This window comes from Agrobacterium sp. GW821-FHT02D03 (assembly GCF_059421725.1).
Genome location: NZ_JBWKVN010000001.1, coordinates 1,377,218 through 1,401,353 on the forward strand (window position 1 = coordinate 1,377,218; position 24,136 = coordinate 1,401,353).

Annotated in this window: 22 protein-coding genes and 3 tRNA genes; 11 read left to right on the forward strand and 14 right to left on the reverse strand. The window is 59.2% G+C overall.

Annotation, left to right across the window (positions count from 1 at the left end; all coding sequences use genetic code 11):
• Positions 1–96 precede the first annotated feature (96 nt).
• On the reverse strand, positions 97–1,065 hold the full coding sequence (locus AC07U5_RS06390) for an alpha/beta hydrolase (RefSeq protein ID WP_494722578.1): 969 nt from the start codon (positions 1,063–1,065) through the stop codon (positions 97–99).
• A gap of 82 nt (positions 1,066–1,147) precedes the next feature.
• Positions 1,148–4,138, reverse strand: coding sequence for an excinuclease ABC subunit UvrB (gene uvrB, locus AC07U5_RS06395; protein ID WP_494722579.1), 2,991 nt, complete (start codon positions 4,136–4,138; stop codon positions 1,148–1,150).
• 428 nt (positions 4,139–4,566) lie between these two features.
• Here uvrB and AC07U5_RS06400 point away from each other — a divergent pair, with 428 nt between their 5' ends.
• Positions 4,567–5,031: a GNAT family N-acetyltransferase gene (locus AC07U5_RS06400; RefSeq protein ID WP_494722580.1), complete on the forward strand. Its 465-nt coding sequence runs from the start codon at positions 4,567–4,569 to the stop codon at positions 5,029–5,031.
• Positions 5,032–5,065: 34 nt separating this feature from the next.
• Here the strand turns inward: AC07U5_RS06400 and AC07U5_RS06405 are convergent, their stop codons facing one another.
• The 3 genes from AC07U5_RS06405 to AC07U5_RS06415 all read right to left on the reverse strand — a co-directional run bounded on the left by AC07U5_RS06405 (position 5,066) and on the right by AC07U5_RS06415 (position 7,643).
• Positions 5,066–6,514: a PepSY-associated TM helix domain-containing protein gene (locus AC07U5_RS06405; RefSeq protein ID WP_494722581.1), complete on the reverse strand. Its 1,449-nt coding sequence runs from the start codon at positions 6,512–6,514 to the stop codon at positions 5,066–5,068.
• Between the two features lie 194 nt (positions 6,515–6,708).
• Positions 6,709–7,113: a DUF2946 family protein gene (locus AC07U5_RS06410; protein ID WP_494722582.1), complete on the reverse strand. Its 405-nt coding sequence runs from the start codon at positions 7,111–7,113 to the stop codon at positions 6,709–6,711.
• A gap of 80 nt (positions 7,114–7,193) precedes the next feature.
• Positions 7,194–7,643 (reverse strand): GNAT family N-acetyltransferase, encoded by a 450-nt coding sequence (locus AC07U5_RS06415; RefSeq protein ID WP_494722583.1) that lies wholly within the window; start codon positions 7,641–7,643, stop codon positions 7,194–7,196.
• A 265-nt stretch (positions 7,644–7,908) separates the two neighbouring features.
• Here AC07U5_RS06415 and AC07U5_RS06420 point away from each other — a divergent pair, with 265 nt between their 5' ends.
• Both AC07U5_RS06420 and AC07U5_RS06425 read left to right on the forward strand, forming a co-directional pair.
• Positions 7,909–9,486 (forward strand): DUF1800 domain-containing protein, encoded by a 1,578-nt coding sequence (locus tag AC07U5_RS06420; RefSeq protein WP_494722584.1) that lies wholly within the window; start codon positions 7,909–7,911, stop codon positions 9,484–9,486.
• A gap of 3 nt (positions 9,487–9,489) precedes the next feature.
• Complete coding sequence (locus tag AC07U5_RS06425; protein WP_130979456.1) at positions 9,490–10,671, forward strand: DUF1501 domain-containing protein; 1,182 nt, start codon at positions 9,490–9,492, stop codon at positions 10,669–10,671.
• A gap of 26 nt (positions 10,672–10,697) precedes the next feature.
• On the opposite strand, the gene mntR is transcribed toward AC07U5_RS06425, so the two are convergent.
• The 6 genes from mntR to AC07U5_RS06455 all read right to left on the reverse strand — a co-directional run bounded on the left by mntR (position 10,698) and on the right by AC07U5_RS06455 (position 15,641).
• Positions 10,698–11,147, reverse strand: a complete 450-nt coding sequence (mntR, locus tag AC07U5_RS06430) for a manganese-binding transcriptional regulator MntR (protein WP_494722585.1) — start codon at positions 11,145–11,147, stop codon at positions 10,698–10,700.
• Between the two features lie 240 nt (positions 11,148–11,387).
• Positions 11,388–12,692 carry an Nramp family divalent metal transporter gene (locus AC07U5_RS06435; protein ID WP_333631829.1) on the reverse strand — a complete coding sequence of 435 codons (1,305 nt, stop codon included), beginning with the start codon at positions 12,690–12,692 and terminating at the stop codon, positions 11,388–11,390.
• A 221-nt stretch (positions 12,693–12,913) separates the two neighbouring features.
• Positions 12,914–13,324 (reverse strand): acyl-CoA thioesterase, encoded by a 411-nt coding sequence (locus tag AC07U5_RS06440; RefSeq protein ID WP_062598528.1) that lies wholly within the window; start codon positions 13,322–13,324, stop codon positions 12,914–12,916.
• Between the two features lie 126 nt (positions 13,325–13,450).
• Positions 13,451–13,822 carry a cupin domain-containing protein gene (locus tag AC07U5_RS06445; RefSeq protein ID WP_111847010.1) on the reverse strand — a complete coding sequence of 124 codons (372 nt, stop codon included), beginning with the start codon at positions 13,820–13,822 and terminating at the stop codon, positions 13,451–13,453.
• Positions 13,823–13,891: 69 nt separating this feature from the next.
• On the reverse strand, positions 13,892–14,755 hold the full coding sequence (locus AC07U5_RS06450; RefSeq protein WP_494723266.1) for a helix-turn-helix domain-containing protein: 864 nt from the start codon (positions 14,753–14,755) through the stop codon (positions 13,892–13,894).
• A 4-nt stretch (positions 14,756–14,759) separates the two neighbouring features.
• Complete coding sequence (locus tag AC07U5_RS06455) at positions 14,760–15,641, reverse strand: TrmH family RNA methyltransferase (protein WP_494722586.1); 882 nt, start codon at positions 15,639–15,641, stop codon at positions 14,760–14,762.
• A 223-nt stretch (positions 15,642–15,864) separates the two neighbouring features.
• Here AC07U5_RS06455 and AC07U5_RS06460 point away from each other — a divergent pair.
• Together AC07U5_RS06460 and AC07U5_RS06465 are read left to right on the forward strand one after the other, a co-directional pair.
• Positions 15,865–15,949, forward strand: a tRNA-Tyr gene (locus AC07U5_RS06460).
• A 25-nt stretch (positions 15,950–15,974) separates the two neighbouring features.
• A tRNA-Gly gene (locus AC07U5_RS06465) sits at positions 15,975–16,048 on the forward strand.
• A 430-nt stretch (positions 16,049–16,478) separates the two neighbouring features.
• Here AC07U5_RS06465 and AC07U5_RS06470 read toward each other — a convergent pair.
• Both AC07U5_RS06470 and AC07U5_RS06475 read right to left on the reverse strand, forming a co-directional pair.
• Positions 16,479–16,613: a hypothetical protein gene (locus tag AC07U5_RS06470; protein WP_272865792.1), complete on the reverse strand. Its 135-nt coding sequence runs from the start codon at positions 16,611–16,613 to the stop codon at positions 16,479–16,481.
• Positions 16,614–16,849: 236 nt separating this feature from the next.
• Complete coding sequence (locus AC07U5_RS06475; RefSeq protein ID WP_062426609.1) at positions 16,850–17,482, reverse strand: TerC family protein; 633 nt, start codon at positions 17,480–17,482, stop codon at positions 16,850–16,852.
• Positions 17,483–17,832: 350 nt separating this feature from the next.
• Between AC07U5_RS06475 and tuf the strand changes: the two genes are divergently transcribed.
• Positions 17,833–19,008: an elongation factor Tu gene (gene tuf, locus AC07U5_RS06480; protein WP_111851116.1), complete on the forward strand. Its 1,176-nt coding sequence runs from the start codon at positions 17,833–17,835 to the stop codon at positions 19,006–19,008.
• Positions 19,009–19,236: 228 nt separating this feature from the next.
• Here the strand turns inward: tuf and AC07U5_RS06485 are convergent, their stop codons facing one another.
• Positions 19,237–21,342, reverse strand: a complete 2,106-nt coding sequence (locus AC07U5_RS06485) for a methyl-accepting chemotaxis protein (RefSeq protein WP_494722587.1) — start codon at positions 21,340–21,342, stop codon at positions 19,237–19,239.
• Positions 21,343–21,712: 370 nt separating this feature from the next.
• On the opposite strand from AC07U5_RS06485, the gene AC07U5_RS06490 reads away from it, so the two are divergent.
• From AC07U5_RS06490 to rplA, 5 genes are all read left to right on the forward strand, one after another.
• Positions 21,713–21,788, forward strand: a tRNA-Trp gene (locus AC07U5_RS06490).
• Between the two features lie 187 nt (positions 21,789–21,975).
• Positions 21,976–22,176, forward strand: a complete 201-nt coding sequence (gene secE / locus AC07U5_RS06495; RefSeq protein ID WP_003523719.1) for a preprotein translocase subunit SecE — start codon at positions 21,976–21,978, stop codon at positions 22,174–22,176.
• A gap of 21 nt (positions 22,177–22,197) precedes the next feature.
• Positions 22,198–22,728, forward strand: a complete 531-nt coding sequence (gene nusG, locus AC07U5_RS06500; protein WP_062425174.1) for a transcription termination/antitermination protein NusG — start codon at positions 22,198–22,200, stop codon at positions 22,726–22,728.
• 218 nt (positions 22,729–22,946) lie between these two features.
• Positions 22,947–23,378 carry a 50S ribosomal protein L11 gene (rplK, locus tag AC07U5_RS06505; RefSeq protein WP_006316435.1) on the forward strand — a complete coding sequence of 144 codons (432 nt, stop codon included), beginning with the start codon at positions 22,947–22,949 and terminating at the stop codon, positions 23,376–23,378.
• A gap of 2 nt (positions 23,379–23,380) precedes the next feature.
• Complete coding sequence (rplA, locus tag AC07U5_RS06510; protein ID WP_062425173.1) at positions 23,381–24,076, forward strand: 50S ribosomal protein L1; 696 nt, start codon at positions 23,381–23,383, stop codon at positions 24,074–24,076.
• The last annotated feature ends 60 nt before the right edge of the window (positions 24,077–24,136 follow it).

Consider the following 24,136-nt stretch of genomic DNA (forward strand, 5'->3'; position numbering starts at 1 on the left):
GACGCGTTGTGCAATCGGAGGGAAACTACGTCGATTGCTCTATTTCACCTGTGATGCCGTCCTCCTAGCGATTACAAATTTTCGGACAAGTGCTAGTCACTCCCTCGACGCTGTATAGCCCCACTCCGCATCCACAAACTTTAACGCATCGACAATTGACACCTTCCACAACGACCAAACGTGATCGCCATCGGTAATGCGCAATTCCGATTTGCGGTTGTCGGCCTGTAGGGTTTCGTGCAGGGCGACTGCGCCGCGCCAGAGGTAGAAGCCGTCGTCGTCTCCGACGGTCAGGTAGGTGGCCGGGAGGTCCTGGGATCCGGCGATGTGCTGGGCGACGAGGGTAAAGACGTTTTTTTCGTTAAAGAGCCTTGCATCGAAGGGCGTGCCGAAGGCGCCGGAGAAGTGGTCGCCGGTGGAGGGCAGGACGATGCCGCTGGTGATGGTGGCGCGATCGACGCGATGGAAGAAGGCGCTGTCCTGGATGAGTTTCAATTCTGCCGGGGTCTTGTCGAGATCGGAGGCGGGGACGTTCTGCCAGATGGCGCCCGACAGGCTGGCGACGGCGGCGTAGAGATCTTCGTGCGCATAAGCCAGATGCAGCGCGCCGAAGCCGCCCATGGAGAGGCCTGCAATGGCGCGGCCTTGCCTGTCCTTACGGACCGGCTGTGTCTTTTCGACATGCACGCGCAGATCGCCGGTGATGGCGGTCTCGTAATCGCCCGGGCCATCGACGGCGGCGGAATTCACATACCAGCTGTTCTTCACGCCCGGCATGACGACGACCAGCGGGCGGATGGTGCCGGCGGCGATCATGCCGTCCAGCGTCTTTTCGATATTGCCGAGGTCGCGCCAGCTGTTTTGGTCGCCATCATGGCCGTGCAGCAGATAGAGCACCGGCCAGCCATTTTCCGGCGGTTCGCCATCCGGGCGATAGATGTTCACCGGGAGATCGGCGTTCAGCGCATTGCTGTGAAAGGTGGCGTCGGTCAGCGTGCCGGCGAAGGCAGGCGAGGCGAAGCAGGCGAGAGCCAGGGCCGAAAGAGCAAGGTGGTGCAGCCGCATGGCGCTTCTCCTTCCGTTTCATTGCGCGCAACGGGAATGAAGTCGCGCGCTTGAAAGTTCCCGCGTTCTGTCCGCGTGTGGACTATTGCCCCGGTCTGCCCGTCTTGCCCTTGGTGCGGCCCTTGCGCTTTTGTTCGCCGGGGTCTTCATAGGAGCCGACGCCGACCTTGCCGCGTTTGAGCGGGCGTGGATCGTCCTTGTCGCCGGTTGCGCGTTCCGGCTGACCTTCCAGAAGCGGCGAAAAGCGCTTGCCGGATTCGGTTGTCGGTTTTTCCGGCGTCGCGCCGCGGACGGGTTTTTCCGTGCGGCCGACGGTCATTTCATCCAGCGTGTTCTTGCGGAAGAGCGGCTTCACCATGTCTGTGCCAGGGCCCATGTCGTCCAGCGAGGGTTTGGCGAAGAGGGATTTTTCCGGCGTGCTCGGGCTGTCCTCACCTGTGCTGCCGGACATCTGCCCATCAACAGGGGAGATCGACCCGCGGCTGGCGCTCGATCCAGTTTTTCTGGACCTGCTTCCGCCCTCTTGTGATCGTGCCTCGTCTTTCGCAATGGGATCGTCCATGGCGGCGAGTTCGGCGGCTTTGAGGCGCTTGATTTCGTCGCGCAGGCGAGCGGCCTTCTCGAAGTCGAGATCGGCTGCAGCATCGCGCATCTGTTTTTCCATGGCGTTGAGATGCGCCTGGAGATTGTTGCCGACGAGATGGCCGCCATCGGCGAAGCCCTTGCCGGAAACGCCGGAAATATCGGCCCTTACGTGGTCGCGTTCATAAACTGAATCAAGAATATCGGAGATCTTCGCCTTGACCGATTCCGGCGTGATGCCGTGTTCTTCGTTATAGGCCATCTGCTTTTCACGGCGGCGGCTGGTTTCTTCCATCGCCCGCTTCATCGAACCGGTAATGTTGTCCGCATAGAGGATGACCTTACCATCGACGTTACGCGCGGCGCGACCGATCGTCTGGACGAGCGAGGTTTCGGACCGCAGGAAGCCTTCCTTGTCCGCATCCAGAATGGCAACGAAGGCGCATTCTGGAATGTCCAGACCTTCGCGCAGCAGGTTGATGCCGACCAGCACGTCGAAGGCGCCAAGACGCAGGTCGCGGATGATTTCGATGCGCTCGAGCGTGTCGATGTCGGAGTGCATGTAGCGCACACGCACGCCCTGTTCGTGCAGATATTCGGTCAGGTCTTCCGCCATGCGCTTGGTCAGCACGGTGCAGAGCGTGCGATAGCCCTTGGCGGCGGTCTCGCGGATTTCGCCGAGAACGTCGTCCACCTGTGTGCGGGCGGAGCGCACTTCCACCGGCGGATCGATAAGACCCGTCGGGCGGATGACCTGTTCGGCAAAGACGCCGCCGGATTGTTCCAGCTCCCAGCCGCCGGGCGTGGCGGATACGGAGACTGTCTGCGGGCGCATGGCGTCCCACTCCTCAAAGCGAAGCGGGCGGTTGTCCATGCAGGAGGGCAGGCGGAAACCGTATTCGGCCAGCGTCGCCTTGCGGCGGAAGTCGCCCCGATACATGCCGCCGATCTGCGGAATGGTGACGTGGGATTCGTCGATGAAGATCAGGGCATTGTCCGGAATATATTCAAACAGGGTCGGCGGCGGCTCGCCGGGGGTGCGGCCCGTCAGGTAGCGCGAATAGTTTTCGATGCCGTTGCAGGAGCCGGTGGCCTCCAGCATTTCGATATCGTAGCGGGTGCGCTGTTCCAGGCGCTGCGCTTCCAAAAGACGGCCCGCTTTTTCCAACTCGGCCAGGCGATGCTTCAGCTCTTCCTTGATCGACTTGATTGCGCCGTTCAGAGTCGGGCGCGGGGTCACATAGTGCGAGTTGGCGTAGATCTTCACCGATTGCAGATCGCCGGTCTTCTGGCCGGTCAGCGGATCGAATTCGGTGATGCTCTCGATCTCGTCTCCCCACATGGAAATGCGCCAGGCGGCATCTTCCAAGTGGGCAGGGAAAAGCTCGATCGTATCGCCGCGCACGCGGAAGGAGCCGCGCTGGAAATCCATGTCGCGCCGCTTGTATTGCTGTGCCACGAGGTCGGCCAGCAGCTGGCGCTGGTCCAGCTTGTCGCCCACCTGCATCTGGAAGGTCATGGCGGTGTAGGTTTCCACCGAGCCGATACCGTAAATGCAGGAGACGGAGGCAACGATGATGCAGTCGTCTCGCTCCAGAATCGCGCGGGTGGCGGCGTGGCGCATCCGGTCGATCTGTTCGTTGATCGAGGATTCCTTCTCGATATAGGTGTCCGAGCGCGGCACATAGGCTTCCGGTTGGTAGTAGTCGTAATAGGAGACGAAGTACTCGACCGCGTTGTTGGGGAAGAAGTTTTTGAACTCGGAATAGAGCTGGGCGGCCAGCGTCTTGTTGGGCGCCAGGATGACCGCCGGGCGCTGCGTCGCCTCGATGACCTTGGCCATGGTGAAGGTCTTGCCCGAGCCGGTGACGCCGAGCAGAACCTGCGAACGGTCGCCGGAATTGATGCCCTCCACCAGATCGGCGATCGCGGTGGGCTGGTCACCAGAGGGCTTGTACTCCGTGACCATTTCGATGGCGATGCCGCCTTCGGATTTCGGCGGGCGGACAGGACGGTGCGGCGTCCACAGCTTGCCATCCTTGAACAGGGGATTGCCGCTTTCGATCAACTTGGAGAGCGCATCCACCGTGGCCGTGACCGCACCGGGCGCCAGCGACTTGGCGTCTTCCAGAGAGACATCCATGCCGGCTACGGGGTTGAGGCCAGCGGCGGCGCGCGTTTTCGGATCGGATGAGCCACCGATGGAAACGCCGCGTGATGTCTTGGACGCCGTCGGCGTCTTGCTCGCCTTGGCGGCAGCCTTTTCCGCTTCCTTGCGCGCTTCGATTTCGATCTTCTTGCGATGCTTGCCTGCCTTGGAGGCGACTTCGCGCTGGGTCTCCACGGAGGTCGCTTCGGCTTCCGCTTCCAGCTGCTTCACCCAATCGGCAACAGAGCCGGAGAGGGGAGCGCCTTCGAAGGACGCCTGGGGCATCTCTTCAAAACCATTGGAGCGGGAGCTTTCGGAGGATTTTTTCGGTGATCTGGCCATGGGCAGAATATGGAGCGCTTAAACCCCAAAAGGAAGAGGTGCGCGTGAAAAAATGAGTACAAAAAGGCAACGATACCCTGTTGGAACAAGATGCTGGCTTCCGCGTTTTCTGCGGCTTTGAAGCACCTTTTTGAGGTGCGTCACATTTGTGTTCCGCTTTGTTCGAAGATGCACAAAGCAGACATATCAAATCGGAACAGGCGACCGCCACCAGGCAAGAAGGGTGGTACACCTTAAGAAAACCGCATTGGGACGTGTCGCCATCCGACTGCAAGCACCTCCCAATCCTGGCTTTTCCTTTTTCCTTTTACCAGCGCTTCATGCCATATGTCGGCTTGCGCACGAGCAATCCGTGCCTGCTCCGGCGGTCGTCCTCGGAACGCGCCCGCGCGCACAGGTCCATAAGCTTGCAGAAAAGAGGTAGTGCCATGATCACCCGTCCCGCAACGATAGATGATGCCGAGGGAATGGCGGCGGTGCAGAACGAGATTTTCGCGGCGGGGCTGCGCAAGACGCCGACGGATGTCGAGACTGTCGCGAACACCTATATTTCGGACCCCGACCGGATCGCCTGTACGGTCGCCGTCGATGAAGACGGGCGCATTCTTGGCTTCCAGTCGTTGAAGCTTACCACCGCTGCCGGCAATCCATACGGCGTGGCAGAAGGCTGGGGCATTATCGGCACGCATGTCAGCCCGTTCGCGGCGCGAAAGGGTGCGGGTAAGGCGCTGTTCAGGGCAACGCTCGAGGCTGCGGAGGCCTTCGGTCTGAAGGATATCGACGCCAGTATTGGCGCCGATAATGATATGGGGCAGGCCTATTACGAAGCCATCGGGTTTCGCACCTATCGCACGACGGACGATCGTGTCTGCAAGGCCTATAGACTCGGGTGACGCTTATCTCTCGTCACTCGAGCCAAGGATCGGTTCAGGATGTTGCGGCGGTCTTTCTTCGCTTTCCGAGCTTCTGCACCGCGAGATCCAGGAGAAGCATGACGATCAGGCTCGCACCGACCAGCGGAAAGATGATTCCGCCCACTGCGAGCATTGCGGCAAGCCCGTAAAGCGTGCCTTTGCTCTGCGGCATGGGTGGAACGCCGAGCGAGCCCTTGGGGCGGCGCTTCCACCACATGACGCCGCCGGACACGGCGAGCAGGATGATGGCGAGGCAGGCAAGCGCCAGCACGATCTGGTTCGCAAGGCCGAATTGCTGGCCCATATGCACGTTGATGCCCCATTCCAGCCCGCGACCGAGCGGACCGTAATCGGCGTAGCGCATGTCGATCAGTGGTTTGCCGGTATATTGATCCAGATGGATGACCCGCTGTTTGGAAAGGTCATCGGGGTAAACCGATCCGCTATAGACGCCTTCCGGCTTTGTCGGAAGCGCCACGGCATAACCGGCTGCGAGGCCGAGTTCATCGAAGCGCGCGACGGCCTTGTCGATGCCGATGGGGGCTAGCATCTGGTTGGCCTGATCGTGGTTCATGGCCGTGTGGTCCATGGGCATGGCGTTCGCGGGCTGCATGTGCTGACCATGGTCGTGACCTTCGGAGGTCGGTATCTTTGCCTGCTCCAGCGACCATGAGGTTTTCGACACATCGTTGAGCCTATTGCCCGACATCGGCACATCGACACGCACGCCTGCCGGATAACCGAAATTGTTGCCATTGGCCCATTCATTGACCTTCGCGCCCCAGACGCCGGACCACGGCATGCCGGTGACGGCAAGGAAGACGATGAAGGCGCCGACGAAGATGCCGGTAACGGCGTGCATATCCCGCCAGAAGACCCGCTTCTTCGGCGTGCCGCGAACCGACACCACGCCGCCGGTCTGGTTGCGCGGCCACCAGAGATAGATGCCGGTGGCCACCAGCAGGATCGACCAGCCTGCGGCGATCTCGATCAGATAGCGGGCATAGGTGCCGAAATATTTGAGGCTGTGGAGAGTGCGGATCGTCCACATGACGGTGCCGCGATCCGGCAGGGAGCCGAGGACTTCTCCCGTATAGCCATTCACATAAACGGCGCGCTTGCCCTCCGGCGTGCTGACGGTGACCTCTGTCGACGCACCGGGATCGGCGGGTTTGGTGAGTTTGACGGCGGTGCCGGGTACAGCCGCCACAGCGTTGGCAATGATCGTGGAGGGTAGGGCAGCGGTGGCGTTCTCCACCACGGTCACCCGCTTCAGGTTGGCATGGATGGCGTTATCCAACTCATCCTTGAAGAGGTAAAGCCCGCCGGTGACGGCGAGCGTGATCATGAATGGCAGGACGAAGAGACCGGCGTAAAAATGCCAGCGCCAGACGGCGCGATAAAGATTGAGCGATGAGGGCGCGCTCACGCGCTCACCCAAGGAGGTGCTGCTGATGGACATTCTTGGCTCCGCAAAACGGTGCAGGCAGTCGCATCTATCCTGTCGGCGACGTACCCGCTGGAGATTTCAACACAGAGGTCGGATCGCAAAAATCGCCGTGAGCATTTGAGGCAATTTCGGCACGATACGCCCGTGGCCAGCAAGGAGGCTGATTGTGCTCCGCGCCTTCCCTTGTTCGGGAAAAGCGCGCTGGATCATGCGTGAGACAAAGAGGGGGGGCCGCGTGGCTGCTGCTCGCGCGTTGGCGGCGCAGCGATCTTGTTTTCATTCCAGCGCCACAAGGTGACGTGAACATGCGGAACGATGCGCCCGGCAATCTCGGTCGGGCTTGCGAGCAGGGCGGTAAAAGATGTGGAGGCAAGGCGGCAGAGTGTGCCGCAGCAGCTATTGGCGAGCTTCTCCGCGGGCGATTGCTTCTGCGTCCCGGCATCCGGCATATGAGCGGCACAGATGATGTCATCGGCGGCAAGGACCGTGGCCGCCATGCTCCCATGGGCAACGCCATTCGCAAGGCCTTGCAGCAGAAAAAGCAGTAGGGCCAGCACTGCGACAGCGCCAGCCGAACCGCGATCCTGCATGATGCTGCGAATAAGCTTCATGGCGAATCCAGTGGCACAGTTTCGCCACGATGTCACTGCGACAAAGGCGGCGCAGGAAGACCTGCGCCACGATCGACGATCTAAACTTCACTGCTCATGCGGATGATCGGGAAGGGTAGACCCTCGTCATCCACAGAGTGGCGCGAGACGTCGTGAAAGCCGTGGTGATGATAGAAGCGGTGCGCGGCTTGATTATTGGCGTATACTGTCAAAGACAGGTTCCCCTTCAAGCCAAAGGCATGGGCGAGCAATGCTGCGCCGATACCCTTGCCCTGATAGGCCGTGGAGACGAAGAGCCCGCCAATGTAGTCATCGATCAGGCCGATGAAGCCGATGGGTGTGTCATCGACACAAGCTACCCATGTTTCTGCCTGGGGCAGGTAGGTGGCTTGGACGAGCGCTTGTTGTTGTGATAGCCGCTCTTCTCCGAGGAAGGCATGTGCCTGGACGGATGCCTCGTACCAGATTGACGAAAGCGGTGTGTTATCCGCAGGCCGGTAGCGGCGGATTTTGAATGGATCGTTTTTCATGATTGTTCCGTAGTGGATATACGCAGAGTCGAGCCGGCTCGCGATCGAACCAGCCATGAGACCGCCGGGGTGGTGCGGATTTAACCTCTGCGCATAAAACTCCTTCTACGTTTCGTTCGAGGGTAGGCCTCTGCATCGGCGAAGGCAAGCGTCCCGAGCGCGGATTACAAATTGTCCATGTCGGCAAAATGCCGCCGTTCTGCACGTTTTTTGCCGGAATTGACTGGGATTCTCCTGCTCTCGATAGTTGGCAGGAGTGGCAGGCATGGCTCCGTTTTCTCCAACGATGGCGGCGATCCGCTATGGTTACGGTCTTGCGCCGGACCAGATACTCAGCCGAAACACGGACGATCTGCTGGTGCAGCTCGTGGACGCGCCTTTGAAGGAAAGCTTCTTTCCCATTGGTGGTGCCTTCGATGCGCGGCAAAGGGCAGACGACCTCGCCAAGGGGTTCGAGGCGCTGAAGATCGCCAAGAAAGACAATGATGCCGAGACTGATCGCGCGGCGCGCCAGCAATTGCAGCGCAAGGCCGAGCAGAGCTTCCAGCGCGATAGTCTTGCCCGGGTGCTTCAGGCGGCCTTCTCACCCTATGGGTTTCACGAGCGGCTGGCCGCCTTCTGGTTCGACCATTTCTCCGTCAATGCGCACAAATCTTTCCCGATGCGAATGATCACGCCGCTCTATGAGGTCGAAGCCATTCGCCCGCATCTTGCGGGATCGTTTCGCGATCTGTTGCAGGCATCGGTTCTGCATCCGGCCATGCTGATTTATCTCGATCAGGCGCAATCGACTGGCCCGCAATCGGCAGCGGCGACAAATCGGAAGAAGGGCCTGAATGAAAATCTCGGTCGCGAGCTGATCGAGTTGCACACCATGGGTGCGGGCAGCGGTTATACGCAGACCGATGTGCGCTCCGCGGCGCTGGTGCTGACGGGCATGACCGTGGACGATCATTACGAGATGATGTTTCGCCCCCGCATGGCAGAACCGGGAGAGATCAAGGTGCTCGGCGTCAACTACGGTGGCGACCCCAGATCGGCGGATGACTGTCTCGTCATGCTGGACGATCTGGCAAGCCGACCGGAAACGGCGCAGCATATCTGCCGCAAACTCGTGGCCCACTTCATCGCCGACAATCCGCCGCCGGACGTGATTGCCGCGATGGTCGAAGAGTGGAAGGCGAGCGACGGCAATCTGGCGAAGGTCTATGCCGCCATGCTCAACCATCCGCGCGCCTGGCAGGAGCCCGGTGCCAAGATGAAGCTGCCTTTCGACTATGTCGTCTCCGGACTTCGCGCTTTCGGCATCACCAGGAAGAACTGGCGCGAGCGCATGTCTCCGGATGGTGATGATAGCTACACGCCCTTCGATACTCCGGTGGCGGCTGCAGCTCAGCAGGCATTGAAGAGCGCAAGCGATGACATGGCGCCCGCCATGCAAGGCGATGGCGCGCAGATGGCGATGGAGAAGCCGACTGCGGAAATGAAAACGGCGATGCCTTCCGATCCGGCGCAATTGCCAAAGCCGAAGGCAAGCCTTGCCCGGACGCTGACGGTGGCAGCCCTTCGCCGCATGGGCCAGCCGGTGTGGCAGCCCCCGAGCCCCGCGGGCTTCGAGGAGGGCGTTGCCTCGTGGCTTTCGCCCAGCCAGATGAGCGAGCGCATTCTGTGGGCGCGAAAGGCATCCGGCGCGCTCGGCAAGGATATGGAGCCGAAAAAGCTTCTTGAAGTGTCGTTGGCCGATCAGGCGCGCGACGACACGATCCGTGTGGTTGGGCAGGCGCCGAACAGGGTCAGCGGTTTGACGCTGGCGCTGTCTTCCCCCGAATTCAACAGGAGATAGGACATGGCCTTCTCTCAGGATATGATGTTGAGCCGCCGCGGCTTCTTGATGACCGCTTGCTGTGCGGCCGCCGTGCCCGCTTTCTCTCCGGTCAGCTTTGCCGCAATGCCGGGCGAAAACCGCTTCGTGACGATCGTTCTGCGTGGTGCGATGGACGGGCTCGATCTGGTGCAGCCCTATGGCGACCCCGCCTTTGCCCAATTTCGCCCGACATTGGCGCTGAAGCCCGATGACGGTCTGATCGATCTCGACGGGCATTTCGGCCTGAACCCTGCGGCAGAGGCGCTGATGCCGATGTGGCAGGCGAAGGAATTGGCCTTCGTCCATGCGGTGTCGACGCCCTATCGCGACCAGCGCAGCCATTTCGATGGGCAGGACATGCTCGAAAGCGGCGCGGAGGCGGTGCACGGCGAACGCACCGGATGGCTGAACCGGGCGCTGTCTGCCATCCCGCGATCCGAAGATCGCAAGGCAATCGATATCAACACATCGATGGAGCTCATTCTATCGGGGCCGAACGAGGCGGATGTCTGGGCCTCTAGCTCCAACATGACGATGGCGGCCGATGAAGTCGGTTTCTTCAAGCGGCTCTATGCCAATGACGCGGAGTTCAGCCGGGTGCTGGCCGAAGCGCTGCGCACCGATATGGCGGCCGAGCAATTGTTTCAGGATGAGAAGCGCGGGCAGGGCATTCGCGATATTGCCAAGCTTGCTGGCGGCATGCTGCGCGAGGACTATCGTATCGCCAGCTTTTCTGTTGATGGCTGGGACACGCATGCGGGGCAGAAGGCGCAGTTTGCGCGCACGGTGAAGGATCTGACCATTGCCTTGACGACGCTGAAAGATGCCCTTGGGCCCGATGTGTGGAAGAAGACTACGATCCTCGCAATGACGGAATTTGGCCGCACGGCGAGGGAGAACGGCACTGGTGGAACCGACCATGGCACGGGCGGCGTCGCCATTCTCGCAGGCGGCGGCATTCAGGGCGGTCGTGTTCTTGGCAAATGGCCGGGCCTCGGTGACGGCAAGTTGCTGGACGATCGCGACCTGATGCCGACCGGCGACGTGCGCGAAGTCGCTGCCGCCATGCTCTATCGTCAGTTCGATGTCGGTAGCGAAGCCCTGACCAATGGTATTTTTCCGGGACTGTCTTTCGACAGATCGTCGGCCTACCTCAAGATATGAGCGGCGTTCGATCGGATCGGGGGTCTCTACTCTTTTTCGAGAAAGCGTTGGAACGCCTTCAGCGTCTTTTCGCTGACATGGTGCTCAATTCCTTCGGCATCGGCCCGTGCCGTATCCGGATCGACGCCAAGACGGCATAGGAACGCTTCGACGATCTCGTGGCGCCGTCTCGTCTGCTCGGCCAATTGCTGGCCATCTTCGGTGAGGAAAATGCCGCGATAGCGCCGCTGCGTGATCAGTCCTTCTTCAGCGAGGCGCTTCAGCATCTTGGCGGCAGTTGGCTGCTTGACGCCGAGACGTTGCGCAATATCGATCTGACGTGCCTCACCGGAATGCTCGATCAGGTCAGCGATCAGCTCGACATAGTCTTCCATGAGTTCGCTGCGACGTGCCTCCCGGCTTTTCTGAAAAGCTTCGGCATGCGTTTCCACCTCGGTGGAAGACAGTCGGCTTTCATTGGGGATGGGCTGCTTCATCGGTCGAGACTCTTCACGCTTCCGTTCTTTGTTTTGTCGCGTGTCGTTATCGCAAAACCGGTGAGCACTTTTGCGCGACATGCTTTGAAGCGTGTCGCGATCCTTCAGATTCGCGCCTTACGCTTTCGTTCTTTGTTCTGTCGCATCTCGTCATCGCAAAACCGCTGCACACTTTTGCGCGAGATGCTTTATGATCATCTCATATAGCCTGTGAATTTCCAGAGTATTGATGAAATGCTCTCAGCCCAGGCCTGGGACCGGAACGCCGAAGGTCTGAAGCAGCAGCACCGCGTTGAGGCACAGGATGATGACGGTGCCTACGATCGCTGCGATGTCGAGCAACCGCTTGTTGGCGAAGCTGCCCATGATCGCGGGATTGCGGGTGAACATGACGAGCGCGATCATTGGAATCGGCAGGGCGAAGGACAGCACGACCTGGCTGTAGACCAGCGCATCGGTGGTGTTGACGCCCATCAGCACGACGACAAATGCCGGCAGCATGGTGACAAGGCGGCGCAGCCAGATCGGGATATGGAAACCGACGAAACCTTGCATGATCATCTGCCCCGCCATGGTGCCGACGGCGGAAGACGACATGCCCGAGGCCATCAGTGAAATGAGGAATACCATGGCCGCGGCGCCGCCCAGCAATGGCGTGAGCGTGTGATAGGCGGTTTCGATCTCGGCGACATCCGTATGGCCGGCATGGAAAGCCGCCGCCGCCATGATTACCATCGCCATGTTGACCATCCCTGCGACGGCAAGGGCGATGACGCATTCCCAGTTGGAAAAGCGCAGGAGTGTCTTTCGCTCGGCGTCGTTGCGGGCCGTGGCACGATGCTGTGTGAGGCCCGAATGGAGATAGAGCGCGTGGGGCATGACCGTCGCTCCGATAATGCCGACCGAGATCGTCAGCGCCGCCGCATCCGGCATGGAGGGTGTAATCACGCCGAGACCGGCTGCCGCCCAGTCAACCGGTGCGATGAACATCTCGATGACATAGCAAATGCCGATAACGGAGACCAAAGCCCCGATGATCAGCTCCATGGGGCGGAAACCGCGCCCATCGAAGAGAAGAATACCATAGGTGACGACGGCCGTGACCGCCATGCCGGCGAGCAGCGGCATGCCGAAGAGCAATGACAGACCGATCGCACCGCCAAGGAATTCTGCCAGATCGGTCGCCATGGCTGCGATTTCGCTGACAATCCACATGACGATTCTGACGGGTGTGGAGAACTGGTCGTGGCACATCTCCGCCAGATTGCGTCCGGTGACGATGCCGAGTTTGGCCGATAGAGCCTGGAACATCATGGCGATCAGATTCGCCATCAGCACGACCCATAGCAGCGAATAGCCATAGCCGGAGCCCGCTTGGATGTTGGTTGCGAAATTGCCAGGGTCCATATAGGCGATTGAGGCAACGACAGCCGGTCCAGCAAAGAGCAGCAGCGAGCCGACACCGCGTCGCTCTCCGGTCAGAACTTCTCGTATTTTTGCATCGGTTCGTTCCGACAGGGTCGGTCGCGTCACTGTGTCCGTCATCAGGCTCTCCACGTCGCTGCACTGCAACATAGCAAGGGCTAATTCTCTGTCAATGAGCTATGATTGGGAGATAAGGCAAAGTGAAAACATCGCCCCTTCGGACTCGATCGCGAGTCCGAAGGGGCGATGCTAGATCGGTAATGGACTGATGAGGCGTGCCGGGAAGCGAGATCAAGCTATCCCGTGGCTATCCCAACGTGGCCCGAGGGCGGCAGTGGGTCTCAGACCTCGATAGTTTCGACCGAATTCAGCGGCGGAAGCGGCGTTGGCGTACCGTTTTCATCCATGGCAACCATGATGAAGGTGCCAGCCGTGACCTTCTCCAGCTTGTCGTAGCGTGAGCGCTGCGCCCATGCCTCGACGCAAAGGGTGATCGAGGTGCGCCCGGTGCGGGTGATATCGGTATAGATGGACAGCGTGTCACCGATCTTGACGGGAAGCTCAAAGGCCATTTCCTTCACCGCCGCCGTCACCACGCGACAGCGCGCCCGTTCGGCAGCACGAATGCCGCTTGCCAAGTCCATCTGAGACATGACCCAGCCCCCAAAAATATCCCCTGCCGGGTTGGCATCGGCCGGCATGGCCAGCGTGCGAAGCGTCAGTTCACCGGTGGGCTTGGGGGCTTGGTTCATTGGGTTGTCTCTCCATGGCTGTTCGAAGTCGTGCGATTCTAAGGTCGAAGGAGCTTACAACATGTCGCGTGAAAAGGAGCACCGCTTTTGTTGTATCGATAACTGTGCATGGAAGGGAGCCAAGCTCTAAATCCAGACGTCGTTCTCTGCTGTTCTCTCATGCCTCTGCTCTCCGGTATTGAGGACGCCTCTGGGCTCGATCAGGAGTAGTTTGACTTCGTCCTCGGCGAAGGGCTTGTGCTCGACGCCCTTTTTCACCACGAACATCTCTCCGGCCTGCAGCGTGACCTCTCCGTCACGAAAATCAATGCGAAGTATGCCTTCCAGAACAATGAAGGTCTCGTCGGTGTCGGCGTGGTGATGCCATATGAAGTCGCCCTGCAGACGCGCGATCTTGAACTGGTAGTCGTTCATTTCCGCGACGACGCGGGGTTGCCAGCGTTCTGTCAACAGATCGAATTTTTCGGGGAAGCGAATGGGTGCGTAAGTCTTGGTCATGGTGGTCTTCCTTGTTGAAGGTCGACCCTAGCCACAGAGGCCCTGAACGTCTTGAACGATCTTGCAGCCCTACCGCGCCTCTCGTGTCAACGTGAGCCACCGTCCCGGCGATACGCCGAAGGCCTTTGAGAACTGGCGCGTCATATGGCTCTGGTCGGCAAAGCCCGCCGAAAACGCGGCATCCGCCAGGCCGGACCCGTCACGCAACAATGTCTTCACGGCACCCAGACGTCGCATCGTGAGGTAGCGATAGGGGCTCGTGCCGAAGAGAGCGCGAAAGTCGCGCGACAGGCTCCACCGGTCTTGACCACAGATGGTTTCAAGTTGTTCGAGCGTCACGGCCTCCGGTCTCTCGGCAAGGTATTGCCGGGCGATCTCTGCGGCGGCGTAGTTCACCAGCCTCCGCTGGCGGAGGGAGACCCGGTTGGCTGCAGCCTCAAGGGCGTTGGCAAGCTCGAAGAGAGCGTCTTCATATTCGAAGGGCTCGATCGGATCGTCTACGTCGCGCAGGATTCGGCTTGCCACTGAAAGCAGCCTGAGATCTGCCGATATGCCACCCTGGATGAAGGGAAGTGGACGCCCACCGAGCACGGCCTGGATCTCGGACGGTTCCACATAGGCGATGCGGTAATGAAATCCGTCATCCGTCCCCGCCTGCCCATCATGCGGCTCATCCGGGTGCAGTACGATCGTTCCGCCGGGAAGGCTGTTGCACACAGCGCCGCGATACCGAAAGCTCTGGACGCCGGACAGCGTACAGCCGATTGCATATGTGTCGTGACGATGCATGTCATAGCCGCGCCCGGCAAAGAAGGCCTCGATCCGTTCGGGACCAGCCGCGTCAGTGGCGCGGCTTATCCAACCTTGGCGATCGCGTATCCGGTGACGCAGCAGCGATCCATGCCCACCATCTTTGCTCGCTCCGCCGGGCAGTCTCTCACGCCTTCGTCAAAAACTGCCGCGTTGCATAAAGCGCGATGGCGGCCGCATTCGAGACGTTCAGCGACTTGATTTCACCGGGCATGTCGAGGCGCGCCAGATGCGTGACGGTTTCGCGCGTCTTCTGGCGCAGGCCTTTGCCTTCGGCACCGAGAACCAAGGCAATCTTGTCGCCGCTGAAGGTCTGCTCAATGGGGGCGGGGCCTTCGGAGTCGAGGCCGATGGAGGTGAAGCCGAGCTTGTGAAGTTCACCCAGCGCATCGGCGAGATTGGTGATCTGGATATAGGGGATCATTTCCAGCGCGCCGGAGGCGGATTTTGCCAGCACGCCGGATTCGGTCGGGCTGTGGCGCATTGTGGTGATCAGGGCACCGGCATTGAAGGCGACGGCCGAGCGCATGATGGCGCCGACATTGTGCGGATCGGTGACCTGATCGAGAACCAGGATCAGCGGGCTGTCCTTCAAGGCTGAAAGTTTGCGCACCGGCAGCGGCCGGGTTTCCAGCATCACGCCCTGGTGGATGGCGTCAGGGCCAAGAACCTTATCGATGTCCTGCGGTGCAACCATCTCGACCGGGAAGGGCTGGGCGGCGGCTTCGCCGATTTCCAGTCGTGCGAAAGCGTTTTGCGTCACGGACAGCTTGATGATCTGCCGTTCCTTATTGGCAAGGGCAGCGCGCACCGTGTGGAGGCCATAAAGATAGATCTGATCGGCGCCAAGCTGCGGCGGCTTCCAGTCATCTGCGCCCTTGTTGCGGCGCTTTTGCTGCGGCGGCGTGGGGATTTCTCCGCGCTCACGCTTACCGTCGCGCACCGCGCGTCGGAGGTTGGCATAGTGCGTGTCGCGGGTGGATTTGTCGTTGGGATCGTCTTTGCTCATGTCGCCTTATATCGCTGCCTGGTCATCCGCACCAGTCCCCACCGCATGAGCTGGCGCCATCCACAGGGCTTTGACACTGCTCGAATTTTTTCCTGAATTTTCGACACGCATCGTGTTGACAGAACGATGAAGGGCCGTCATATACGCGGCCACAGACGACGAACGGCGCAGCGCCGAACGGACATCTGGACTAAGCTTGGTCGCTTGATCCTCGCAGAATACTGGAGGGATGCCCGAGTGGTTAAAGGGGACGGACTGTAAATCCGTTGGCTCAGCCTACGTTGGTTCAAATCCAACTCCCTCCACCATTCTGCACGGATCGAAATCACCGCCGCGGGTATAGCTCAATGGTAGAGCAGCAGCCTTCCAAGCTGAATACGCGGGTTCGATTCCCGCTACCCGCTCCACACATGCATCCCATACATAGATTTTGTTCGATTGCAGATGACGTCGATGTTTTGCGCTGAGGCGTTCTGCGATTCGATTTTCAATCAGGAGACATTGTCTGCCTGATTCCCGCCGCAGCACTGAACGGATGATCTCAACCTTAGCAGCCTGTCGTCCATGTCTGACTTCGAAGAGGTCACGGTGGAGCGCCCCGAGTGGCGTCTATCCTCCTTGGAATTTCAGGTCTGAGGAAATGTGAGGAGAGTATGTGACTCGACGTCTCCCTACTACTTCGGCAGGTGTAGAGGCTTTGGGATTAGACGTGCTGTTCGGGTGCAGGAACTGCAGCACTGTCAGGATATAGAAGACTCTTTCGAGCGCTTGGACAAACGTACGTCTGGCTGGGATGGGCTGCGGTCTTGCCAAAGGCCGCAGCATTTTCTTCGGGGTTTAGCTCGCGGTGTAGTAGACGAACTGCGCAACCAACGCGGCCAACAGCATGAAGGTGAGTGCTGCGCCAATCTTTAACTGTCGAGAGCGCCGTGTACGGCCGCCGGACCAGTCATAGGCCATGGGTTCAGACATCCTTTTGGTTATTCGTTATGTCTAAAGTAGTGGTCTTCTATGCTTGCGTGAAGCTGACGGCAATCACCAGAAGGGACAGGCGAGTTCTTTGGCTTGTTTTAGAGCCGCTTTATGCGGCCGCGAAGAATCAATTTGGCGGATACAGTCCTGGTCTCCTTCGCTTTCGATGGAGATGAGAAGCCCGAGAGATTCGGTTTCGGGCTCCTTATTATTATTGAGAGAGCGGTCCTGCTCGGTTAGCTGAAGTAGGGCTGGACGTAAGGCCAGACTTCGACAGCGCCATGATAGAGCATGTTGAGCGCGACGTAGACGATGACGGCGAGGCCGACATAGGAAATCCAGCGATAGCGGTGGAGCAGCTTGGCAACGAAGTTTGCGGCAAGGCCCATCAGCGCGATCGACACGACGAGGCCGATGATGAGGACAGTCACGTGGTCCTGTGCGGCACCGGCAACGGCCAGAACATTGTCCAGCGACATGGAGACGTCGGCAATGACGATCTGGGTGGCGGCCTGGAAGAACGTCTTGTGACCCTTGGTCAGATCGGCTTCCGCATCGGTGACCGTGTCTCCTGCAGACGCGTTTTGTTCGCGAAGTTCGCTCCACATCTTCCAGCACACCCAGACGAGCAGGAGCCCGCCGAAAAGCTGGAGGCCGACGATTGCAAGCAACTGAACTGTGAGCGCCGCAAAGGCGATGCGCAGCACGGTTGCGGCGATGATGCCGACGAGGATCGCCTTGCGGCGCAGATGAGCAGGAAGGCCTGCGGCGGCCAGACCGATGACGATGGCGTTATCACCTGCGAGAACCAGGTCGATCGCGATCACCTGTAGAAAGGCGGTGAAGCCAGCTGCTGTAAAGATTTCCATTCTATATCCCGAAGCGTAGGCAAAGGGCCGCGCGAAAAGCGACGCCGAAGTGATGTGTGAAGAGCGCTAGAGCGTGTTTCAATCGCCGTTTCCCCCTGGCGATTTCGGCTGGCAATATGACAGGAATTGGATCGAGGTAAAGAGTAACGGACCTTCAGCCGCGTCACGGGCTCCTTAAAGTGGTTGATAACGCGGTGAAACATCCCCATATGCCGGCAATCGAGCTGCTTTTGGCTGCCGATTCCACGCGTCGACAATTAAGTCTTGCGCATTCGGTTACAAAGCCTTAAACGGCGACACCAAACCGGTTCGCCGGGAAAACTACTTCACGTTCACAGGAAGCAATTCACATGGCAAAGAGCAAGTTTGAGCGGAATAAGCCGCACGTCAACATCGGCACGATCGGTCACGTTGACCACGGCAAGACGTCTTTGACTGCCGCGATCACGAAGTACTTCGGCGAGTTCAAGGCGTACGACCAGATCGACGCGGCTCCTGAAGAGAAGGCTCGTGGTATCACGATTTCGACGGCACACGTTGAGTATGAGACGCCGAACCGTCACTACGCTCACGTTGACTGCCCCGGCCACGCCGACTACGTGAAGAACATGATCACCGGTGCTGCGCAGATGGACGGCGCGATCCTGGTTTGCTCTGCTGCTGACGGCCCGATGCCGCAGACGCGCGAGCACATTCTGCTTGCTCGCCAGGTTGGCGTTCCGGCGATCGTCGTGTTCCTCAACAAGGTCGACCAGGTTGACGACGCAGAACTTCTGGAGCTCGTCGAGCTTGAAGTTCGCGAACTTCTGTCGTCCTACGACTTCCCAGGCGACGACATTCCGATCGTCAAGGGTTCGGCACTTGCTGCTCTTGAAGATTCCGACAAGAAGATCGGCGAAGACGCCATCCGCGAGCTGATGGCTCAGGTTGACGCCTACATCCCGACGCCTGAGCGTCCGATCGACCAGCCGTTCCTGATGCCGATCGAAGACGTGTTCTCGATCTCTGGTCGTGGTACGGTTGTGACCGGCCGCGTTGAGCGTGGTATCGTCAAGGTTGGTGAAGAAGTCGAAATCGTCGGCATCCGTGCGACGTCGAAGACGACTGTTACCGGCGTTGAAATGTTCCGCAAGCTGCTCGATCAGGGCCAGGCTGGCGACAACATCGGTGCACTGGTTCGTGGCGTACAGCGCGATGGCGTTGAGCGTGGTCAGATCCTTTGCAAGCCAGGTTCGGTCAAGCCGCACAAGAAGTTCATGGCAGAAGCCTACATCCTGACGAAGGAAGAAGGCGGCCGTCATACGCCGTTCTTCACGAACTACCGTCCGCAGTTCTACTTCCGTACGACTGACGTAACCGGTATCGTTTCGCTTCCAGAAGGCACGGAAATGGTTATGCCTGGCGACAACGTCACGGTTGAAGTCGAGCTGATCGTTCCGATCGCGATGGAAGAAAAGCTGCGCTTCGCTATCCGCGAAGGCGGCCGTACCGTCGGCGCCGGCATCGTTGCCTCGATCATCGAGTAATTTTTTCCCGCAAGGGATTTGACAAAGCCCCGCTGGTGACAGCGGGGCTTTTGCTTTTTGGGGTACACGGGATCTTCTTATGTTCAAACGACAGATGACCAGATGCCGTATTCAGATCGTCGAAACAAAAACATCCGGTGAGCGACCCCACCGGATGTACTTTCAACGATCCATTCTTTCAGCACTGCCGATCCACTTCGTCGCGGACCGGCGTTGCTACTATCGTTTTCAGAACTCTTCCCACTGACCTGGAGCGGCAGCAACGGCTGTTCTTCCGCCAAACGCTTTGGTCAACCTGCCGCCCAGTGCGCGGGCGGGAGAAAGGACCGGCGTTGCATCGTGCGATGCGGCGCGCAGGGCAGGGGCCGTATCGTCCAGCTTGAAGCGGGTGATGAGGCGGGCGAGGTTGGATGCCTCATCGGCCAGACGATTGGAGGAGGCCGTCGACTCCTCCACCATGGCGGCATTCTGCTGCGTCATCTGGTCCATATGGTTGACGGCGGTGTTGACCTCGGACAGTCCAGTGGACTGCTCCCGAGCTGCGGTGGCGATCGAGTGGACGTGCTCGTTGATCTTGACCACATGGTTCTGGATCTGGCCGAGGGCTTCGCCCGTCGCCGTGACCAGCTTGACGCCAGACTGCACCTCATCGCCGGAGCGGGAGATCAGCGTCTTTATTTCCTTCGCAGCGTTGGCTGAGCGTTGCGCCAGCTCGCGGACCTCCTGGGCAACGACGGCAAAGCCCTTGCCGGCGTCCCCAGCGCGCGCTGCTTCGACGCCCGCGTTGAGCGCGAGCAGATTTGTCTGGAAGGCAATCTCATCGATTACGTTGATGATCTGGCCAATCTCACAAGACGCCTGTTCGATGCGGCCCATGGCGGAGACCGCATTCTGCACGACGGCGCTGGACTGTTCGGTCGAACGGCGTGCCTCGTCGACCATATGGCTGGCCTCGGTGGCGCGCTCGGTGGAGTTCTTCACCGCTGCGGTGATTTCTTCGAGCGCCGCAGAGGTCTCTTCGAGAGAGGCAGCCTGCTGCTCGGTGCGCTTGGACAACTCGCCGGACGCTGTGCGCATCTCGCCTGCGCCACCATTGATGGTTTCGATTGCGACGCGAACCTGGCCGAGCAGGTGACGAAGGTTTGCCATGGTGTGGTTGACGTTGTCTCGCAGTTCGGCAAAAGCACCCTGGAAGTCACCATGCATGCCAGCCGTCAGATCGCCGTCCGAAAGGGCGGAGATGACGCGGCGGGTTTCTGCAACACCGCGATCGACGGAGGCGACCAACTCGTTGACCTGAGCTGCGAACCGGTCGAGATCGACATTGTTGTAGTTCTTGGTAATGCGCTTGGTGAAGTCGCCGGCCACGGCTGCCGAGACCACCTCACCGATATTGGATTGCAGATCTGCGCTCTTTGCCTGCAGCGCTGCCTCCTGGGCGTTCATCTCGCGCACCTTGATGGCGTTTTGCTTGAAGACTTCGACAGCACGCGCCATCTCACCGAGTTCGTTCTTCAGTTCGGTGAAGGGGACATCCACGTCGAGATCGCCTTCGGCGAGCTTGCGCATAACAACCGTGGAGCTGCCAACGGGTTCGGCAATGCCCCGATAGAGAGCGAAGCCACCAAACAGAGCGAAACCCGTAAGGCCGATCAGACCGGCAAGGTTCACCCAGTCTGAATTGGTAACCGCCGCATCGCCCTCTGCGTTTCGTGTCGTCATCAGGGCTCGCTCAGTTTCCTGAATGGCCCCAATGGTGCTGCGGATATTGTCCATATAAGATTTGCCCGCACCTTGAGCCTCGAGCGCTCTTGCCTCCTCGGCGGTGGCCGCATTGCGCATAAGCGCAATCTCTTTCTCTGCAATGTTTGTGCGCCAAGCCCTGGCCTGGTCGTCAAGCGCAGCAAGTCTCTGCTGCTGGGCGGGGTTGTCCGCAGTCAATTCCTTTACCTTGGCTAGTCCAGCTTCGTAGTCCTTGATCCCGCCACGATAGGGATCGAGGAACTCGTCCTTGCCGGCGATGAGATAGCCGCGCAATCCCGTTTCCTGATTGACGATAGCAACGAGAATGCTGTTCGTCGCCCGGTAGACTTCATTGGTGTGTTGGATCCAGCCATTCGTCTTGTCGATGAAATGAATGCTGCGATAATTGAGAATGCTGACCGTTGCCGCGACAACGATGAGGATCGCGAAGGTGATCGTGATCTTGAGAGAGGTCTTCATATGTTGCAGTTGATTTATCATGTCTCTTAGCCGCAGATGAACGAGGAGCACTGATGCGACCGACCAGCATGACTGGACACCCGCACCGCCGGAAAGCGCGCGGGAAGCCATCATATCTTCCTGCAGCAGAATGAAGTCTGGAGCGCCGCTACAACTCATTCGAGCGGCGTTTGTCTCGCGGCCTGAAGACGGACGTAACAAGACGATGCCATAACGAGGCAATACTCGGTTTGGTTCACGCCGATATTCAAAAATTTCTATTTAAGCGCGTTTATATTTTGTAAATACTCTGTTAATATTTTAGTAAACCTAATTATACGCATGCGATAGCGTGTTTTCACACGTCTTCTTCCTGAGCCTGCCTGTGGATCGTGGGATCGAGGAAAAAAGCAAAAATACCCTTGCCAATCTTGGCGCATCGCCTTAAAGGAGGCGCACACCGCACGGGCGAGGCGTGAAGCTGAGTCTGGGCTGGTCTTAAAGGGGTATAGCTCAGTTGGTAGAGCGGCGGTCTCCAAAACCGCAGGTCGGGGGTTCGAGCCCCTCTGCCCCTGCCACTTCCTCACTCGCAAGCGCGCAACTTCGCTGCATGGCGGATGGGGTGCCGGTTATCCGGCGAATTCGCCGAATGTCGATTTCCTCTTGTTAAAATGGGAATCGGCGTTTATGTAGGGTCAAAACAGACACGCGGTGCGTGGGGCTGATTAGTATCGGCTTTACGCGCCGTAATTGCGTGGGCAGTCAATGGCATCCAAAACCAATCCGTTTACGTTTCTGCAGCAGGTGCGCGCCGAAGCGTCGAAGATCACATGGCCATCGCGCCGCGAGACCATGATTTCCACGGCAATGGTGCTGGTCATGGTCATTTTTGCGGCTCTGTTCTTCTTTGCGGCAGATCAGCTCATCGGCTGGTTGCTCAGCCTCGTGCTGAACGTCGGCCGCTAACGAATCGAACGGAGAACTATAATGGCAGCGCGTTGGTATATCGTTCAGGCCTACTCGAATTTCGAGAAGAAGGTTGCTGAATCGATCGAAGAAAAGGTTCGCCAGAAGGGTCTGGACCATTTGTTCGAGAGAATCCTCGTTCCGACTGAAAAGGTCGTCGAGGTGCGTCGCGGTCGCAAGGTCGATAGCGAGCGCAAGTTCTTTCCAGGTTACGTGCTCGTGCGCGCCAACCTGACGGATGAGGCTTATCACCTCATCAAGAATACGCCGAAAGTCACCGGCTTCCTCGGTTCCGACAACAAGCCGGTTCCGATCCCCGACTCCGAGGCCGACCGTATTCTCGGTCAGGTTCAGGAGGGCGTCGAGCGTCCGAAGTCTTCGGTCTCGTTCGAAATCGGCGAGCAGGTTCGCGTCTCCGACGGTCCGTTTGCATCGTTCAACGGTGTTGTTCAGGACGTCGATGAAGAGCGCTCGCGTCTTAAGGTCGAGGTCTCGATCTTCGGTCGCGCTACTCCGGTGGAGCTGGAGTACAATCAGGTCGAAAAGGTCTGATCAGGTTTCGAGGGGCTTTCGTGCCCTTCATCAAATACATCAGGATAGTCGAGCAAGTACTTGCTTTGAAAGCCTGATGGAATGCGGCCACGGTCGCAGAACGCGTGGAAGATCGTCTGGCTCTTAAGCCGGGGCAGGGGTCGAACCACGCAACCGCAGCCGCCGGATTTTCCGGCATATGGACCGGGCAACCGGTTCGATTTGAAAGGCAGAGAGAAATGGCTAAGAAAGTTGCAGGCCAGCTCAAGTTGCAGGTAAAGGCAGGATCGGCCAACCCGTCCCCGCCAATCGGACCTGCGCTTGGTCAGCGTGGCATTAACATCATGGAATTCTGCAAGGCGTTCAATGCCGCCACGCAGGAAATGGAAAAGGGTATGCCGATCCCGGTCGTCATCACCTATTACCAGGACAAGTCCTTCACCTTCGCAATGAAGCAGCCGCCGATGACCTATTGGCTGAAGAAGGAAGCTAAGATCACCTCCGGTTCCAAGACGCCTGGCAAGGGCGCCAAGGTCGGCTCCATCACCAAGGCTCAGGTCAAGACGATCGCAGAAGCCAAGATGAAGGATCTGAACGCAGCCGATATCGAAGGCGCAATGGCAATGGTTGAGGGCTCCGCCCGCGCCATGGGCCTGGAAGTGGTAGGTTGATCATGGCTAAGCTTGCAAAGCGCGTACAGAAGATCCGTGAAGGTGTTGACCCGAACAAGCTCTACGGCCTGACCGATGCCATTTCGATGGTTAAGGAACGGGCTGTCGCCAAGTTCGACGAGACCATCGAAGTTGCAATGAACCTCGGCGTTGACCCGCGTCACGCCGACCAGATGGTTCGTGGCGTTGTCAACCTGCCGAACGGCACAGGCCGCGACGTTCGCGTTGCTGTCTTTGCCCGTGGCGCCAAGGCTGACGAAGCCAAGGCTGCTGGTGCGGACATCGTTGGTGCCGAAGACCTGCTGGAAACGGTTCAGGGCGGCAAGATCGATTTCGACCGCGTTATCGCGACCCCTGACATGATGCCGCTCGTCGGTCGTCTCGGCAAGGTTCTCGGCCCGCGCGGCATGATGCCGAACCCGAAGGTCGGTACGGTTACGATGGATGTCGCTGGTGCCGTCAAGGCTTCCAAGGGCGGCGCTGTCGAATTCCGCGTCGAAAAGGCCGGTATCGTTCACGCTGGCGTTGGCAAGGCTTCGTTCGATGCCAAGGCGCTGGAAGAAAACATCAAGGCTTTTGCTGACGCCGTCATCAAGGCCAAGCCTACGGGTGCAAAGGGCAACTACGTCAAGCGCGTAGCCATCTCCTCCACCATGGGCCCGGGCTTCAAGATCGACCCTTCGTCGGTTACGGCCTAATCCATTCGCCGCGCTTCACATAAGGCGCGGCAACACAGATTTCCGGCTCGCAAGGGCCGG